This is a genomic window from Chryseobacterium sp. CG10_8, assembly GCF_058117085.1.
Window position 1 is genome coordinate 1 of the sequence record NZ_JBYVEB010000021.1, and the last position, 15,422, is coordinate 15,422.

Consider the following 15,422-nt stretch of genomic DNA (forward strand, 5'->3'; position numbering starts at 1 on the left):
CTAAATTTGATTTTTTTGTTCGTTCCGTTCTAAAAGTCTTTACTAAGTAAGTTAATTCATCAATTTTTGAAACTGTTACTTTTTTTATTTCAAATTCATTATAGTCAGTTTTTATGTCTGATACTGCAACCAGCTGAGTTTTGTTTACATCAATCTTTCTTGTTTTTATGTTTTTTAGAGAATCCCAATCAATAATGTTTATGTCTCCATTATTATTTTGAAAACCATAGGAATTAGAATTTGAAGAGCCTAAAAGAAGAAAAGAATTAGAAAAACTTTGGGTTAGCTCAGGTTTTATTTTTTTTGATTCCGAAATACACTTGTAATCAAAATTATACTCTTGCCCATTTCCCAAAAACGAAAGAATAAGTGCAAATATTAGAAATGGTTTTGTTAAAAGATTGGTCATTTGCGGTGTTTTTTTGTTAGAAAAAGGGTGTTAATTTCTTAGCACCCTCTTCATTTTCTTTCTTGTCAATTTTGAAACCTCAATTAAGAGGAAAGCTTACAACGTCTCCTGTAACCAAGAGTAAAATTCTCTTTGCCAAACTAATCCATTTTGCGGATGTAAAACCCAGTGATTTTCATTAGGAAAATAGAGGAATTTTGATTTTAATCCTTTTAGTTTAGCTGATTGAAAGGCTTCTTGCCCTTGTTCGTAAGGAACTCGGAAGTCAATTCCACCTTGTATAATCATAATTGGCGTATTCCATTGGTCAACAAAATTAGATGGATTGTACTCACCGAACGCCTTTGGAAGTGGCTTATCAAAAGGAGAACCAATATCCCAATTAGCAAACCAAAGTTCCTCTGTCGTCAAAGCCCAAGATTTCATGTCGAAAAGTCCATCATGTGCGATAAAAGTCTTAAATCTATTTTGGTGTACTCCTGCTAACATGAAAACACTGTATCCACCATAACTGGCACCAACAGCAGCCATTCTTTTACCATCGACATAAGGCAATTCTTTTGCGAAATCCGTAGCTGCTAAATAATCTTTAATGGGTTGTCCTCCCCAATCTTTGGAAATATCTTCATTCCATTTTGTTCCCCAACCTGGCATCCCGCGACGATTAGGTGCAACGACAATATATCCGTTGGCTGCCATCAAAGCAAAATTCCATCTTACTGAAAAATATTGCGTCAAAGCCGATTGTGGTCCACCTTGACAATACACCAAAGTTGGATATTTTTTGTTAGGATCAAAATTAGGAGGGTAGAAGAACCAAACTCCCATTTCCTTTCCATCAGATGTTTTTACCATTTTCAGCTCAGAAGTAGATGGTGTAAGGTTAGCGTAAGTTTCCTTGTTGATATCGGTCACTTGCTTCATTTCTCCGTTTTTCAAATTAACAGAGAATAAGTCTGGATTGTGGTTGATATCGTTTCTTGTTACCCAAATAGATTCTTTGGAGTTGGCTAAAATTCCATTGATGTCAAAGTTTCCTTTGGTGATTTGAGCAACTTTTTGAGTTTTGGGATTCAAAGAGAATAATTGTCTGGTTCCTCGGAAAGCGGCAGAGAAATAAATCGTTTTGGAATCCGACGCCCAAAAAACACTTCCATCTACAGTTTCGTCCCAATTTTTTGTAAGATTGGTGGTTGTTTTTGTCGCCCAATCCATGATTTTGATATCATTTTTGTCAGCTTCATATCCATCACGCAACATGCTTGTCCAAGTTAAATATTTGCCATCTGGACTGAAAACTGGATTGGTATCGTAACCTTTATTTTCTTTTGTTAAATTAACAGTTTGTCCCGATTGCATATCGTAAGCGAAGATATCAGTGTTAGTAGATTTTGCGTACGCAGCTCCACTTAATGGTTTTGTTACATAAAGCAATTGTGCAGAATCTGGGCTCCATACAAAATCATCACTTCCTCCAAAAGGTCTTTGTGGGGAGTCCCAAGTTTTTCCTTCCAAAAGATCTTTGGCGTTATCAACACTTTGAGATGCATTTACCACGAAAACATGATTGTATTTCCCTGAATTAAAATAGTCCCAATGACGGTGATTAAGGTCAGTATAGACTTGTCCAGTCGATTTGGGAGTGTCTTCATATTTATCTTTTGCAAAAAGTTTTTCTACCTGAACTTCTTTACTAAATGCAATTTTCTTCCCATCTGGTGAGATAACGATGTTATCAACTTCTCCGATATTGTAGAATTCGGTCCAAGTTTTTCCGCTGTCTTTAGAAAGGTAAATTTTTCCGTCTTCTTGTGCATATAATCCATTAGCATCCCACTGAATCAAGGATTTTTTTCCAAAATCTATTGCAGATGAAGCTGAACTTTTGAGATTCAAAAAGAAGGTTTCGTTTTTTGTTTTTTCGGTTTCTAAGTTAACTTGTCCCACTTTGTAGATAAGTGATGATTGGTCTGGCGAAACAGTCTGGACGTTGATTTTCTTAAGAGTCCACAGTATTTCAGGCGTCATAACTTGTTGTGCATTCATTAGAAAAGGTGCAGCCAAAGTGGCTAAAACATGTTTGATTTTCATTGTGAAAAAATTCAGTTAAGGATGTTGTAAATTAAAGAAACCAAATTTAATTTAAATTTTTTAGAATAAAGAATTCCGTTAATTTAATATGAAAAACGCCTTAAATTCTTTAATTTTGGGGTAAATTATCAATTCTGTTTATGTCACAAAATTTCAATCCCAGAGATATTACTTGGTTAGCGTTTAATGAAAGGGTTTTACAGGAAGCGATGGATAAAAATGTGCCTTTACATTTGAGGATTCGATTTTTAGGAATTTTTTCTAACAATTTGGACGAGTTTTTTCGAGTGCGAGTTGCGGGGCTCAAAAGGGCGATGGATTTCAAGGACAAAATTGTTTCGGATTCATTCTTTCAACCTCCTTCCAAGATTTTAAAGAAAATCAATGATATTGTAATTCAACAACAGTCGGATTTCAATAAAACGTGGAACAAAATTCAAAAGGAAATGGAGGAGGAAGGTGTTTTTATTAAAACAGCAACCGACCTTACCGAAGCTCAGAAAAGTTTTGTCACCAAATATTTTGACAAAGAAGTAGAGAGTAGTGTGATTCCTATTTTGCTTCATGAAAATACAGATATGCCTTATCTTAGGGATAAAAGTCTGTACATCGGGATTGCGATGCGCAAAAAAGAGTTTCAATATGTCAGTAATTATGCGATTATTGAGGTTCCTTCCAGAGTTTTGGGACGTTTTGTGTTGCTTCCATCAGAAAAGGGCGAGAAAAACGTGATGCTTTTGGAAGATGTTATTATCTTCAATTTGCCTCATATTTTTTCTTATTTTGGTTATGACGAGTTCGAAGCGCACTGCTTTAAAGTTACTAAAGATGCGGAATTTGACCTTGACAATGATATTCGGACAACTTTTGCCGACAAGATTGAAAAGGCGGTAAAAGACCGTAGAAAAGGGAAGCCAACACGTTTTGTTTTTGACGAAAATATGGACAAAGCTTTGTTGGAGTTCTTGATTAGGAAACTTCATTTGACTCAGAGAGATAGTATTATTCCAGGACAAAAGATTCATAATTTCAAACATTTTATGGATTTTCCAGATGTTTTTGAAGAGTATCAAATTCCTGTTGAACGAACATCTTTTATGCATCCGGAATTTGAAGGGGTCCAACGCGTTACGGATATTATTCTTCAGAAAGATGTGATGTTACATTTTCCGTATCATTCTTATAATCCAGTGATAGATTTGCTTCGAGAATCGGCGATGGATCCAGATGTGAAGACTATTCAGATAACAGCTTATCGTTTGGCAAGTAATTCCAAAATCGTTAATGCCTTAATTAATGCAGCTCGTAATGGCAAATCGGTGACGGTCATGGTCGAACTAAGAGCGCGCTTTGATGAAGAAAATAACCTCAAATGGAAACAACGTCTCGAAGTTGAAGGCGTAAAAGTACTAATCGGAATTCCTAACAAAAAGGTACACGCCAAGCTTTGTGTGATCAAAAAAAGAGTGGGAGGTAAGACCTTGCAATATGGTTTTGTGAGTACAGGTAATTTTAACGAGAAAACTGCCAAAGTCTACGGTGATAACCTCTTAATGACTTCTGATAGGACGATTATGGCGGACATTAATAAGGTTTTTAATTTATTTAAAAAGCCGAAATCCAATCCTTTGGAAGTTCTCAAAAGTTGCAAGGATTTGTTGGTATGTCCACATTACATGCGAGAGCGTATTGTTGCACATATTGATAAAGAAATTTCGGAAGCTAAGGCTGGAAGAAAGGCGTTGATGATTATCAAGGTTAATTCTTTCAGTGACAGAGAAATGATAACCAAATGTTATGAAGCAGCTGAAGCGGGAGTAGAAATTCAGTTGATTGTCCGCGGAATTTACTGTGCAATGAACGATGCGAAATTTAAGAAGGAAATTCATGCCATCAGTATTGTGGACGAGTATCTAGAGCACTCAAGAATCATGTATTTCTACAACAAGGGCGCGGAAGATATCTATATTTCATCAGCCGATTGGATGACCAGAAACCTTGATTACAGGGTGGAAGCCGCCGTCAAGATTAAGGATAAGTCTATTAAAAAAGAACTCAAAAATATTTTGGATATTCAGCTTTCTGATAATGTGAAGGCTCGAATTCTTGATAATAAACTCAAAAATAAACACGTGAAAAAAGAGGGGAAAGCTATTCGTTCTCAAATCGAAATTTATCATTATTTGAAGAACAGGCAGACCTCAAAAAAATAATTTCAATCAATAAAAAATATGAAAATTGCAGCTATTGATATCGGGAGTAACGCGGCGAGACTGCTGATTAATGAAGTAACAGAAACACAAAAAAACAAACCAGAATTTACCAAACTCAATCTGTTGAGGATTCCGCTTCGTTTGGGGATGGACGTTTTTATGCAAGGCGAAATTGGTGTTGAGAGAGTCAATATGACCCTGAAGGCGATGAAAGTTTTTCGTGATTTAATGGATATTTACCAAGTAGAGCATTATCGTGCGTGTGCGACAAGTGCGATGAGAGATGCTAAAAATGGCGACCAAATTAGAGAAATAGTGAGAGAAACATCCGGAATCAATATCGAAATTATTTCTGGTGATGAAGAAGCTTCATTGATCTATGAAAATCATGTTGCAGAAGGAATGGACAAGAATTTTGGTTACCTTTATATTGATGTCGGTGGAGGATCAACGGAGTTAATGTATTTTGAAAATGGGAAGATGAAATACAAGCGCTCCTTCAATATAGGAACGATTAGATTGCTTAATAACCTCGTGACCAAAGACATTTGGGAAGAGATGAGGACAGAAATCAGGACTCATATTGTGGGCAAAAAACCTATTATCGGGATTGGCTCTGGTGGTAACATTAATAAGGTTTTCTCGTTGAGCAAGACCAAAGATGGCAAGCCAATGTCAGCAATGACTATTAAAAAATATCTAAAAGATCTTTCCGCGTTGACTGTTGAAGAAAGAATGCATCAATATAATATTCGATTGGATAGAGCGGATGTTTTGGTTCCTGCATTGACTATTTTTAACAATGTGTTAGGTTGGGCACATATTTCTAAAATCTATGTTCCGAAAATTTCGGTGGCAGATGGATTGGTTCATAATATCTACGATAATTTGAAGAAAAATAAAAATCAATAAAAAAATGAATAATAATAAACTTACACTCGTCTTGTTTCTATGTCTTTTTGCAGTAATAACACTTGTTCTGATATTGTGGGGTTACCCAAGATATAGGGTTTGGTCTCAAGAAATGGAAGGTAAAGCAGAGTTTGCCAAGGCAGAGCAGAATCGAAGAATAAAAATCGAAGAAGCAAAAGCAAATCTCGAAGCGGAGAAACTTAATGCTCAGACAGAAATTGAGCGCGCCAAAGGTGCATCTGCAGCAATAAAAATTGAAAATGGAGCATTGTCCGAAAAATACATCCAATATTTATGGGTTCGCCAACAGAATAATTTGAATGACAAAACGGTTATCTATATTCCTACTGAAGCTAATTTGCCGATTTTAGAAGCTGGTAAGAGAGTTCAAAAGCCTGCGGCTTCGGAATAATAATTGGTGAAAAGATATGAATACCACGCCCGAACACAATCGTCGAATCGCTGAAATGACCTTTGCTTCAGTCTATCCACATTACGTTACAAAGGTGGAAAAGAAGAGTCGAACTGTTCAAGAACTTCATCAAGTAATTGAATGGTTAACTGGATTTGACGAGCAAAAGTTGCAAGAATTGATTGACGAAAAAGTGACGTTTAAAGATTTTTTCGAACAAGCTCAGCTTAACCCTAACGCCAGGCTTATTACAGGTGTTATCTGTGGTTACCGCGTTGAAGACATAGAGGATCCTTTGACTCAACAGGTACGCTATTTGGACAAGTTAGTTGATGAATTAGCGAAAGGAAGAAAAATGGAAAAAATTTTGAGAGCCTAGCAAATAACAATAATTAAATGTCATTTTACTTGTTGAAATTTTTTGAATAAATTTCATCACAAGTTACCATAAGTAAGAAGCAGAATCTGTAAGATTCTGCTTCTTTTATAGTCAAAAAACCCTTTCAGAGTATAGCTTTGAAAGGGTTTTATTTTTATGAACAATTACTTTTAAGTGTTTGGATTGTCTTGTTTTGGTGGTGTTGGATTTTGAGCCTTCTTCTCCTGTACTTTAGCTTCAATCATCTTCTTTTGCTCATCCTTATCTTTTCCTAAATAATTTGGCAAACTCAATCCTGCCATATTGAATAAATCATTCAAAGGAGGTACTGATTTCATCATCCCTGAAACGAAATTTGCAGTAGATGTTGTTCCTTCAGCATTATTTCCTCCATCCCAGACGGTAACTTTATCAATTTTAATATTTTTAACCGCTTCAACTTGAGTTTTCACTAACTCTGGAAGTTTTTCAATTAACAATAATTGGAAGGCGCTATTGGTATCTCCTCCAGCTGCTTTCACGATTTGGTCGTAACCTTCTGCTTGTTTGGTTAGGATTTCGTAAAGACCTTTTGCTTCTGCTTCCATTTTGGCAAAAATTGCATCCGCTTCCCCTTTTGCTTGTAGGCGAATTTTCTCAGCTTCTGCTTGTGCGTCAATGATTGCTTTTTGTTTTGCAATTTCAGCTGGAACGACGATGTTAGCATTTTGTGTAGAACGTTCTCGCTCTGCTCTCGCTGTTTCTGCTCTTTGTTCTGCTACATAAGACTCTTCCAAAGCCTTTGCTGCTTGTACTTTTTCTGCAGTCATTGCTATCTTCAAAGCTTCTGCTTCCTTTTCACGACGTAATGCATCCGAATTTGCGATGGTAATTTTGGCGTTGTTTTCTCCTTCTACAGCCTTTGAGTTAGCTAATGAGGTCGCGATTCTGGATTCCTTTTCTGCTTCAGCTTTACCAATGCTTTCGTCTTTCTGCGCAGATGCAATACTTACTTCTCGATCCTTCTGAGTTACAGCAATTTTTACATCTCGGTCTCGATTAGTCTCAGCAATTTCTACTTCTTTTGTCCTGTCGGCACTCGCTTTACCAGTTTCTCCGATTTTTTCTTGTTCTGCAACCGAAATTTTCGCTTCATTAATTGCTTTAGCAGCAGCTTCTTTACCCAAAGCTTCAATATAGCCTGATTCATCCTTGATATCAGTAACGTTAACGTTAATCAATTTTAAACCAATTTTCTTTAATTCAGTATCAACGTTTTTAGAAATATTATCCAAAAATTTGTCACGGTCAGTGTTAATTTCTTCAATAGTCATGGTTGCAATGACCAAACGCAATTGACCAAACAAAATATCTTTTGATAATTCCTGAATTTCCGATGGACTAAGGCCTAATAATCTTTCGGCAGCACTTCCCATGGTATCAGGCTCGGTTGAAATGGCAATGGTGAATCGACAAGGAACGTCAACCCTAATATTTTGACGAGAAAGGGCATTTGTTAGATTGGCTTCGATGGAAATGGGCTTCAAATCCAAATAAGCATAATCCTGAATAACCGGCCACACAAATGCTCCACCACCATGAATACACTTGGCTGATTTTCCGCCAGTTTTTCCATAGATGACTAAAATTTTGTCCGAAGGACATCTTTTGTAACGCGAAATTAATGCTAGAAAGGTTACAAAGAATACAAATACCGCTACTACAATGAGTATAAGTGAACCTGATAAGTCCATAGTTTTATTTTTTAGAAGTTAGATTTTAGATGTCAGAAATTAGACATTGAATAAATAATTTATATTTTTGAAACAATAAGAATTTGATTCTGAATTTCTTCTACTTTGACCATGGTTCCAGAGCTGATACTTTCTTCGGATTTGGTCATCGCTTGTAGTTCGTGTTGGCTTCCATTTAACGAAATCTGAACTTTTCCCACTCCAGATTTTTGCGATGGAATGTTAAGATAGACCTCTCCCGTTTTTCCCACGAGTTGATTAATGTTAAAGGTGTTGTCTTCTGTAAGTTTCATGATTTGCGAAATCAAGAAAAAGAACAAAGCCACGAAGATCAATCCAACAACAACGGCAAGAATGATGAGCAATGTTTTGCTGGAAAAACTGTTGTAAAATGCAACGCCAGTCCAACCGAAACCCATTAAAAAATTAATTAAGTTTCGTAAAGAAAATAATTGAAAAGGTGCGTCAACATGTTCGAAATCAGCATCGAAATCGGCATCAATACCTGTAGAAGAATCACCCCCAATAAAGGTAAGGATTGTCTGAATAATAAAAATGGCACTTGTCACCAAAGCTACTATCCAAAAGCTTTGCTGTAAGGTTTCCATTCCGTTTAGAAAATCAAGCATGATTTTAATAATTTAAAGTTTAAATATACGAAAATTCGAGAATATTTCCATTACAAAAAATAAGAAACCCTTCCAGTATTTTGTATGCTGAAAGGGTTTTTTTATAAAAATTCGTATAATTTCTTATACAGAAATAACTTCGGAAATCTCAGGAGCAAATTGTTTAATCGTGTTTTCAACACCCAATTTCATAGTGGAAAAACTCATCGGACAACCATCACAGTTACCGATCAATCTAACCGAAACGACATTGCCTTCTACACTAACCAATTCAATATCACCGCCATCTTTATTAAGGAATGGTCGGATGCTTTCTAAAGCCTGCATTACTTTGGTTACGGTTTCTTCTTGAGTATTTATTGTATTCATCATTTCAATTTGTTTGACTTGGTTTTATTCTCGTTTGATTCCTCATTCAAATTTTTGAACTGGTTCAAACTAAAAACTATTTTTTCGGCGAACAACCCGCCATTGTTGTTATTTTCACCGCTTCTGTAGGAGGAAGAAACTTGTTTCTTTCAACTAAGCTATCTATCATATTTCTCGCAGTCTCTGTGTAGATTTCGCTGATTTTGCTTCCTTCTTGCAATGCGGCAGGTCTTCCAACGTCTCCTGCTTCTCTAATACTTTGGATTAAAGGAATCTCACCCAAAACTGGAATTCCTAAATCATCAGCTAAATATTGTGCACCTTGATTTCCAAAAATATAATATTTGTTGTCTGGTAACTCTTCTGGAGTGAAGTAAGACATATTTTCGATAAGTCCCAAAACAGGGATATTAATACTCTCCATTTGGAACATTGCAATTCCTTTTTTAACATCTGCAAGCGCAACATGTTGAGGAGTACTTACAATGACAGCTCCCGTTACCGGAACTTCCTGAATAATGGATAAATGAATATCTCCAGTTCCTGGGGGAAGGTCGATGAGTAGAAAATCTAATTCTCCCCAATGAGCATCACGAAGCATCTGATTTAAAGCTTTTGAAGCCATTGGTCCTCTCCAAACCACAGCTTGATTCGCCCCTGAGAAATATCCAATGGAAAGCATTTTTACGCCATAATTTTCAATCGGTTTCATCATGTTTTTTCCATCAATTTCTATAGAAATTGGTTTTTGTCCTTCAGTATCTAACATTGTTGGAACCGATGGCCCGTAGATATCAGCATCGAGAAGTCCCACTTTAAGTCCCATTTTGGCTAAAGTAACCGCCAAATTCGAAGCTACAGTAGATTTACCAACACCTCCTTTTCCAGAAGCAATCGCAATAATATTTTGAATTCCTGGGATTTGTTTTCCTTTGATTTGACTTTGCTGAACTTCACTTGGTTCTGGAGAAGTAATTTTTAACTTGAGGTTAATATGTTCTCCAAACTCACTTGCAAAAGCCTGCTTCATTGCCGCTTCTAATTTTTTCTTTTCGTGCATCGCAGGAGAATGAGCAGTCATATCGATATACACATCATCACCCATAATTTGGAAATTATGTACCAAATCATCTACTTCAATTTCTTTCAGGAAATCCTGAACTTGAACTTTCGTCAACATCGCTTTTATATTTGTTTTAGAGGTACAAAATTACGCAAATTTTACTAATTTAGAATGATTAAAATTAGGTATTGAGAAAATCTATATATTAGGCCTCCTATTTTTAAGCAAAATTTATTCAATGAAAAAAGTAGCTCTACTCGCGTCTTTACTCCTGATTTCCTTTGGTTTTTCTCAGAATTATTCAAAACATGTAAACCCTTTTATTGGTACTGGTGGCCACGGTCATACCTTTCCTGGTGCAACCGTGCCTTTCGGAATGGTACAATTGTCTCCCGATACCAGAATTGACGGTAGCTGGGATGGTTGTGGTGGTTATCATTACTCGGATTCTGTGATTTATGGATTTTCTCACACGCATCTTAACGGAACTGGTGTTTCGGATTATGGCGATATGATGTTGATGCCAACCATGGGAGAACCTAATTTAGATTCCAAAGCATATTCCTCTAAATTTTCTCATCAAACTGAAAAGGCATCCGCTGGATTTTACAGCGTGAAATTAGACGATGACAATATTGATGTCCGACTGACCTCCACACAAAGAGTGGGCTATCACGAGTATACTTTTAATAAAAATGGTCAAGCCAATATTATTCTCGACCTTAACCATCGAGATGAATTATTGGAAGGAGAGGTTAAAATTATTGATGACAAAACCATCGAGGTTTTTCGAAGAAGCCGAGCTTGGGCTGTAAACCAATATGCTTATGCCAGAATTGAGTTTTCGAAACCAATGACTGTGAAATTGGTTAATGCTGACCAATCCGACAAGAATCTGGGTAAATATTCTGGAAAGAAACTTCAAATAGCATTTTCTGGTCATGTTGAAAGCCAAGAAAAAATAATGGTGAAAGTTGCACTTTCTTTCACGGGTTATGAAGGTGCTCAAAAGAATATGTTAGCGGAAGGGAAATCTTGGAACTTCGAATCCATTAAGAAAAATGCAGAAAACGTTTGGGATAAAGAACTATCAAAAATTGAAATCAATTCTCCTGACAAAGAAAAGTTGAGTGTTTTCTACACTGCATTGTATCATGCTTTCAGTCAACCAAACGTGACCAATGATGTTGATGGAAATTACCGCGGCCGAGATAATCAAATCCACCATGCCAATCACGATTATTACAGTGTATTCTCGCTTTGGGATACCTTTCGCGCATATCATCCTTTGATGACGTTGATTGATAAGAAAAGAACTGCAGATTTCATTAACACCTTTATTTTACAATACGAACAAGGCAAACGTTTACCAATTTGGGAACTGGCAAGCAACGAGACCTATTGCATGATTGGTTACCACAGCGTTTCGGTAATTGCTGATGCAATGGCTAGTGGAATTAAAGGCTTTGATTATGAAAAAGCATATGAAGCTTCAAAAAATTCCGCCAATCTTTTTGATGATTATGGAATGAAAACTTATCGCGAAAACAATTTATTGACCATTGACGACGAACACGAGAGTGTTTCTAAGACGGTAGAATATGCCTATGACGATTGGTGTATTGCGCAAATGGCGAAAATTCTTGGAAAACACGAAGATTACAAAATCTTTATGAAGCGGTCTCAATCTTGGAAAAATTTATTTGATATGAATAGTAAATTTATCCGTCCTAAGAAAAACGGTGGTTGGTTCGAACCTTTTGACCCGAAAGAAGTCAATAATTATTTTACCGAAGGAAATGCGTGGCATTATACGTTTTTTGTTCCGCAAGATATTGAAGGAATGATTAACTTCTATGGTGGCAAGGAAGACTTCGAAAAGAAATTGGACCAAATGTTTAATGAAGTATCCAAAACTACCGGTAGAGAACAGGTAGATGTGACGGGTTTAATTGGACAATATGCGCAAGGAAACGAACCAAGTCATCATGTGGCTTATCTCTATAATTATGTTGGGAAACCTGAAAAAACGAAGGAAAAAGTTCATTTTATTTTAGAGAATTTTTACAAAAACACACCTGACGGATTAATCGGAAACGAGGATTGTGGTCAAATGAGTTCCTGGTATGTTTTGAGTTCCATCGGATTATATAAGGTTACTCCAGGAGATATTGATTGGGAAACCGTTGAACCTTATTTTAAGGATGTTAAAATTCACTTAGAAAACAATAAAACCATTACCAATACCAAAAAATGGGCTGAAGAGCAATGGCTTCCGAGAAGTATCAATTCTGAATATGTGCGAAATATGGTCATTGTTCCCGTTATCAAATTTGGAACAAGAATTTTTGAAAAAGAAAAAAATATTTCTATTGAAAGAATGATGCAAAATGGGTATGATTTCCAAGATGAAAATGTTTTTTATTCGGTGAATGGAAGTCCTTTCAAAAAATACGAAGGTGAGTTCACGGTTAACGAAACCTCTGAAATCAAGGCCTACACAGAAAATAGTATGTACGGTAAAAGCTCAGTAGTTGTTGCGCATGTTTACAAAAAACCCAACAACAATACTATTGAAATACAATCTACACCTAATCCACAATATTTTGCGGGAGGTAAAGATGGGTTGATTGACGGAATTTATGGAAGTACTAATTGGAGAAAGGGCGATTGGCATGGATATCAGGGACATAATTTTGAAGCGGTAATTGATTTTAAAGCTCCACAAAATGTTAATTCAATTTCGTCAACTTACTTGCAAGACCAGAGAAGCTGGATTATGATGCCGACTAAAGTAGAGTATTATTTATCAACCGATAATCAGAATTTTGTTTTAGTGGCTACAATTCAAAATAATATTGACCCTAAATCGGAAGAACATTTAACCAAAAAATTTGAAGCTCATATCAATCCAACTAAAGCGCAATACCTTAAGGTAAAAGCCTATAATTATGGAGTGCTCCAAGAATGGCATGTAGGTGCTGGAGGCGACGCATACATCTTTATTGATGAAATTGAAGTGAAATAAGTTTGAAATATCAATTAGTTTTTCTGATTCAACATCCTTTTTCTTGAAGATATTTTCATAACAAAAAACAGTGCAAATAGAGTATTTGCACTGTTCTTTCATTGGGTTATTGTACTTGACCCCCTTAGACCCATTATTGATCTACCGTAACGCCAACTGCTTTAGCAATCTCGCCAACATAATTTTTAATTATTTTAGCGTCGTCGTTAGAAATTGTGCCATTAGATACTTTCTTATCTAATTCAGCCTGATCTTCTTTCAGCTTATCGACAAATTTGCCTGTTTCTTTAAAATTTTTAGCATTCACAAAATCATTGATGTGATTACCAATCTTTTTAACGAGCTCATTTGCGACTACACTACTGAAATGTGGTACCTGTACATCAGCAATTGCTTGATTGATGTCAGCGTCAGCCTGATGAACCGCAGCGCTTTCTGCACTAGCAACACTAGCATCAGCTGCATTACTTGCGCTAGCTACTGCATTGTCAGCCATAGTTTGCTGCTTGTCGGCTTCTTTTTGTGCGGCTTTTTGAGGGTCTTTTTGGCATGAGAATAACGCCAATGCACATACAAGTGCAAAAACTTGCATTTTTTTGGTTTTCATGGTTTAATAGTTTTTTAAATGGTTAGTCTGGCAAATTTATAATCTTTTTCATTATGATAAAAATTTATTTATTATTTTTTTTATTTTCATTGAAAATGTAAATAGAAAAAGGGTTGAATTTAAATAATGAAAACACCAAATTGGAAGGAACTTAAAATTTAATTATTTTTAAAATGCGTGCTGAATCGAATTTTGGTAAGAAAAATAAAAAACTTCGGATTTACGCCGAAGTTTTTCTATGTTATATATTTACATTAAAACTACAAATCTCCACCATGCTTATCCAATTGTCCTTCCCATTTGGAAACGGCAGAAGTTGCTAAAGCATTCCCTAACACATTGGTCATACTTCTTCCCATATCACAAAAATGGTCAATTGGAAGAATTAGAGCAATTCCTTCTGGTGGAATTCCAAACATAGAACAAGTGGCAACAATAATCACTAAACTTGCTCTTGGAACTCCAGCAATACCTTTTGAGGTTAACATTAATACCAAAAGCATGATGACTTGTTCGCCAAGAGACATGTCAACTCCATAAATTTGTGCAATAAAAATGGATGCAAACGTCATATACATCATACTTCCATCCAAATTGAATGAGTAACCTAATGGTAAAATAAAGGAAACAATTCTGTTATTACATCCGAAACGCTCTAACTCTTCCACTAATTTTGGAAAAACAGCTTCCGAACTGGTGGTAGAAAAAGCGATTAATAGAGGTTCTTTAATTCTTCTTAATAATTCAAAAAGACGATTTCCTAAAATCAAATATCCTACAATAAGTAAAACAATCCATAAAACAGCCAATGCCAAAAAGAAGTCTCTTAAATAGACCGCATATACGGTGAAAATGTCAAAACCTTTGGTGGCAACAATGGCAGCAATCGCTCCAAAAACACCTAGTGGAGCCATCCACATAATATAGCCGACCATTTTGAGAATGGCGTGAGCAGTAATATCCAATGCTTTAACAATTGGTTTTGTATAATCTTCGCCCATATTGGCTAAAGCGATACCAAACATCACTGAGAAAACTACAATCTGAAGAACTTCGTTAGTTGCAAAAGCTTCAAAAAGGGACTTTGGAACAATGTGCTTGACAAAATCTTCTAAATTAAAAGCCTTTGTGTTGTTCATGATTTCACTTGCGGATGAAGTGTCAGTCAAATCAAGTTGAATGACTTTCCCTGGTTCTAACATATTTACGAAAACCAATCCAATCAGCAAAGAAACTAATGAAGCGGTTATAAACCAAAGCATTGCTTTTGTTCCCACTCGGCCAATCATACTCATGTCGCTCATTTTTGCAATTCCAACGACTAAAGTTGTGAAAACGAGAGGAGCGATAATCATCTGAACCAGTCGGATGAAAACTGTTCCCAATAATTTGATATTAGTTGAAAAACCTTCCGAGCTGTCAGGATACTGAAAATGAACCACAGCTCCAACGGCAATACCGAGAATTAAAGCAATGATAATTGCAAAAAAAAGTTTGTTTTGTCCCTTCATAATATTGTTTGTACGCTCACAAATATAATCGTTTATGCAAAAACTTAAGCAAGAAAAAACAAATGA

13 protein-coding genes are annotated in these 15,422 nt (G+C 36.0%); 5 read left to right on the forward strand and 8 right to left on the reverse strand.

What is annotated here, in order from left to right; translation table 11 throughout:
* Positions 1-409: hypothetical protein (locus AC4AGG_RS05530; protein ID WP_489770994.1), on the reverse strand; the 409-nt coding region annotated here is incomplete at its 3' end.
* Positions 410-505: 96 nt separating this feature from the next.
* Positions 506-2,500: a S9 family peptidase gene (locus AC4AGG_RS05535; protein WP_489770995.1), complete on the reverse strand. Its 1,995-nt coding sequence runs from the start codon at positions 2,498-2,500 to the stop codon at positions 506-508.
* A gap of 140 nt (positions 2,501-2,640) precedes the next feature.
* Here AC4AGG_RS05535 and ppk1 point away from each other — a divergent pair, with 140 nt between their 5' ends.
* The 4 genes from ppk1 to AC4AGG_RS05555 are packed head-to-tail and all read left to right on the forward strand — an operon-like array spanning position 2,641 to position 6,416.
* Complete coding sequence (gene ppk1, locus AC4AGG_RS05540; RefSeq protein WP_489770996.1) at positions 2,641-4,713, forward strand: polyphosphate kinase 1; 2,073 nt, start codon at positions 2,641-2,643, stop codon at positions 4,711-4,713.
* A gap of 18 nt (positions 4,714-4,731) precedes the next feature.
* Positions 4,732-5,625, forward strand: a complete 894-nt coding sequence (locus tag AC4AGG_RS05545; RefSeq protein ID WP_489770997.1) for a Ppx/GppA phosphatase family protein — start codon at positions 4,732-4,734, stop codon at positions 5,623-5,625.
* Between the two features lie 4 nt (positions 5,626-5,629).
* Positions 5,630-6,037 carry a hypothetical protein gene (locus AC4AGG_RS05550; RefSeq protein ID WP_489770998.1) on the forward strand — a complete coding sequence of 136 codons (408 nt, stop codon included), beginning with the start codon at positions 5,630-5,632 and terminating at the stop codon, positions 6,035-6,037.
* Between the two features lie 16 nt (positions 6,038-6,053).
* A complete protein-coding gene (locus AC4AGG_RS05555; protein WP_489770999.1) occupies positions 6,054-6,416 on the forward strand; it encodes a DUF2200 domain-containing protein in 363 nt (120 codons plus the stop codon).
* Between the two features lie 170 nt (positions 6,417-6,586).
* On the opposite strand, the gene AC4AGG_RS05560 is transcribed toward AC4AGG_RS05555, so the two are convergent.
* From AC4AGG_RS05560 to AC4AGG_RS05575, 4 genes are all read right to left on the reverse strand, one after another.
* Positions 6,587-8,149, reverse strand: coding sequence for a flotillin family protein (locus AC4AGG_RS05560; RefSeq protein WP_489771000.1), 1,563 nt, complete (start codon positions 8,147-8,149; stop codon positions 6,587-6,589).
* 59 nt (positions 8,150-8,208) lie between these two features.
* Positions 8,209-8,778: a serine protease gene (locus AC4AGG_RS05565; protein WP_489771001.1), complete on the reverse strand. Its 570-nt coding sequence runs from the start codon at positions 8,776-8,778 to the stop codon at positions 8,209-8,211.
* Between the two features lie 123 nt (positions 8,779-8,901).
* Entirely contained in the window at positions 8,902-9,147 is a 246-nt protein-coding gene (locus AC4AGG_RS05570; RefSeq protein WP_489771022.1) for a NifU family protein, read from the reverse strand.
* A 76-nt stretch (positions 9,148-9,223) separates the two neighbouring features.
* The gene (locus tag AC4AGG_RS05575; protein ID WP_489771002.1) at positions 9,224-10,327 is read right to left on the reverse strand and encodes an Mrp/NBP35 family ATP-binding protein; all 1,104 of its coding nucleotides are present in this window, start codon (positions 10,325-10,327) and stop codon (positions 9,224-9,226) included.
* 121 nt (positions 10,328-10,448) lie between these two features.
* Between AC4AGG_RS05575 and AC4AGG_RS05580 the strand changes: the two genes are divergently transcribed.
* Positions 10,449-13,238, forward strand: a complete 2,790-nt coding sequence (locus AC4AGG_RS05580) for a GH92 family glycosyl hydrolase (RefSeq protein ID WP_489771003.1) — start codon at positions 10,449-10,451, stop codon at positions 13,236-13,238.
* A 133-nt stretch (positions 13,239-13,371) separates the two neighbouring features.
* Here AC4AGG_RS05580 and AC4AGG_RS05585 read toward each other — a convergent pair whose 3' ends face one another.
* Positions 13,372-13,845, reverse strand: a complete 474-nt coding sequence (locus AC4AGG_RS05585; protein WP_489771004.1) for a hypothetical protein — start codon at positions 13,843-13,845, stop codon at positions 13,372-13,374.
* A 260-nt stretch (positions 13,846-14,105) separates the two neighbouring features.
* On the reverse strand, positions 14,106-15,356 hold the full coding sequence (locus AC4AGG_RS05590) for a dicarboxylate/amino acid:cation symporter (RefSeq protein WP_489771005.1): 1,251 nt from the start codon (positions 15,354-15,356) through the stop codon (positions 14,106-14,108).
* Between the last annotated feature and the right edge of the window lie 66 nt (positions 15,357-15,422).

What these genes read in the sequence shown, in the direction of transcription:
- AC4AGG_RS05535 (WP_489770995.1), bottom strand. Translation starts at nt 2,500, where the DNA reads ATGAAAATCAAACATGTTTTAGCCACTTTGGCTGCACCTTTTCTAATG.
- ppk1 (WP_489770996.1), top strand. Translation starts at nt 2,641, where the DNA reads ATGTCACAAAATTTCAATCCCAGAGATATTACTTGGTTAGCGTTTAAT.
- AC4AGG_RS05545 (WP_489770997.1), top strand. Translation starts at nt 4,732, where the DNA reads ATGAAAATTGCAGCTATTGATATCGGGAGTAACGCGGCGAGACTGCTG.
- AC4AGG_RS05550 (WP_489770998.1), top strand. Translation starts at nt 5,630, where the DNA reads ATGAATAATAATAAACTTACACTCGTCTTGTTTCTATGTCTTTTTGCA.
- AC4AGG_RS05555 (WP_489770999.1), top strand. Translation starts at nt 6,054, where the DNA reads ATGAATACCACGCCCGAACACAATCGTCGAATCGCTGAAATGACCTTT.
- AC4AGG_RS05560 (WP_489771000.1), bottom strand. Translation starts at nt 8,149, where the DNA reads ATGGACTTATCAGGTTCACTTATACTCATTGTAGTAGCGGTATTTGTA.
- AC4AGG_RS05565 (WP_489771001.1), bottom strand. Translation starts at nt 8,778, where the DNA reads ATGCTTGATTTTCTAAACGGAATGGAAACCTTACAGCAAAGCTTTTGG.
- AC4AGG_RS05570 (WP_489771022.1), bottom strand. Translation starts at nt 9,147, where the DNA reads ATGAATACAATAAATACTCAAGAAGAAACCGTAACCAAAGTAATGCAG.
- AC4AGG_RS05575 (WP_489771002.1), bottom strand. Translation starts at nt 10,327, where the DNA reads ATGTTGACGAAAGTTCAAGTTCAGGATTTCCTGAAAGAAATTGAAGTA.
- AC4AGG_RS05580 (WP_489771003.1), top strand. Translation starts at nt 10,449, where the DNA reads ATGAAAAAAGTAGCTCTACTCGCGTCTTTACTCCTGATTTCCTTTGGT.
- AC4AGG_RS05585 (WP_489771004.1), bottom strand. Translation starts at nt 13,845, where the DNA reads ATGAAAACCAAAAAAATGCAAGTTTTTGCACTTGTATGTGCATTGGCG.
- AC4AGG_RS05590 (WP_489771005.1), bottom strand. Translation starts at nt 15,356, where the DNA reads ATGAAGGGACAAAACAAACTTTTTTTTGCAATTATCATTGCTTTAATT.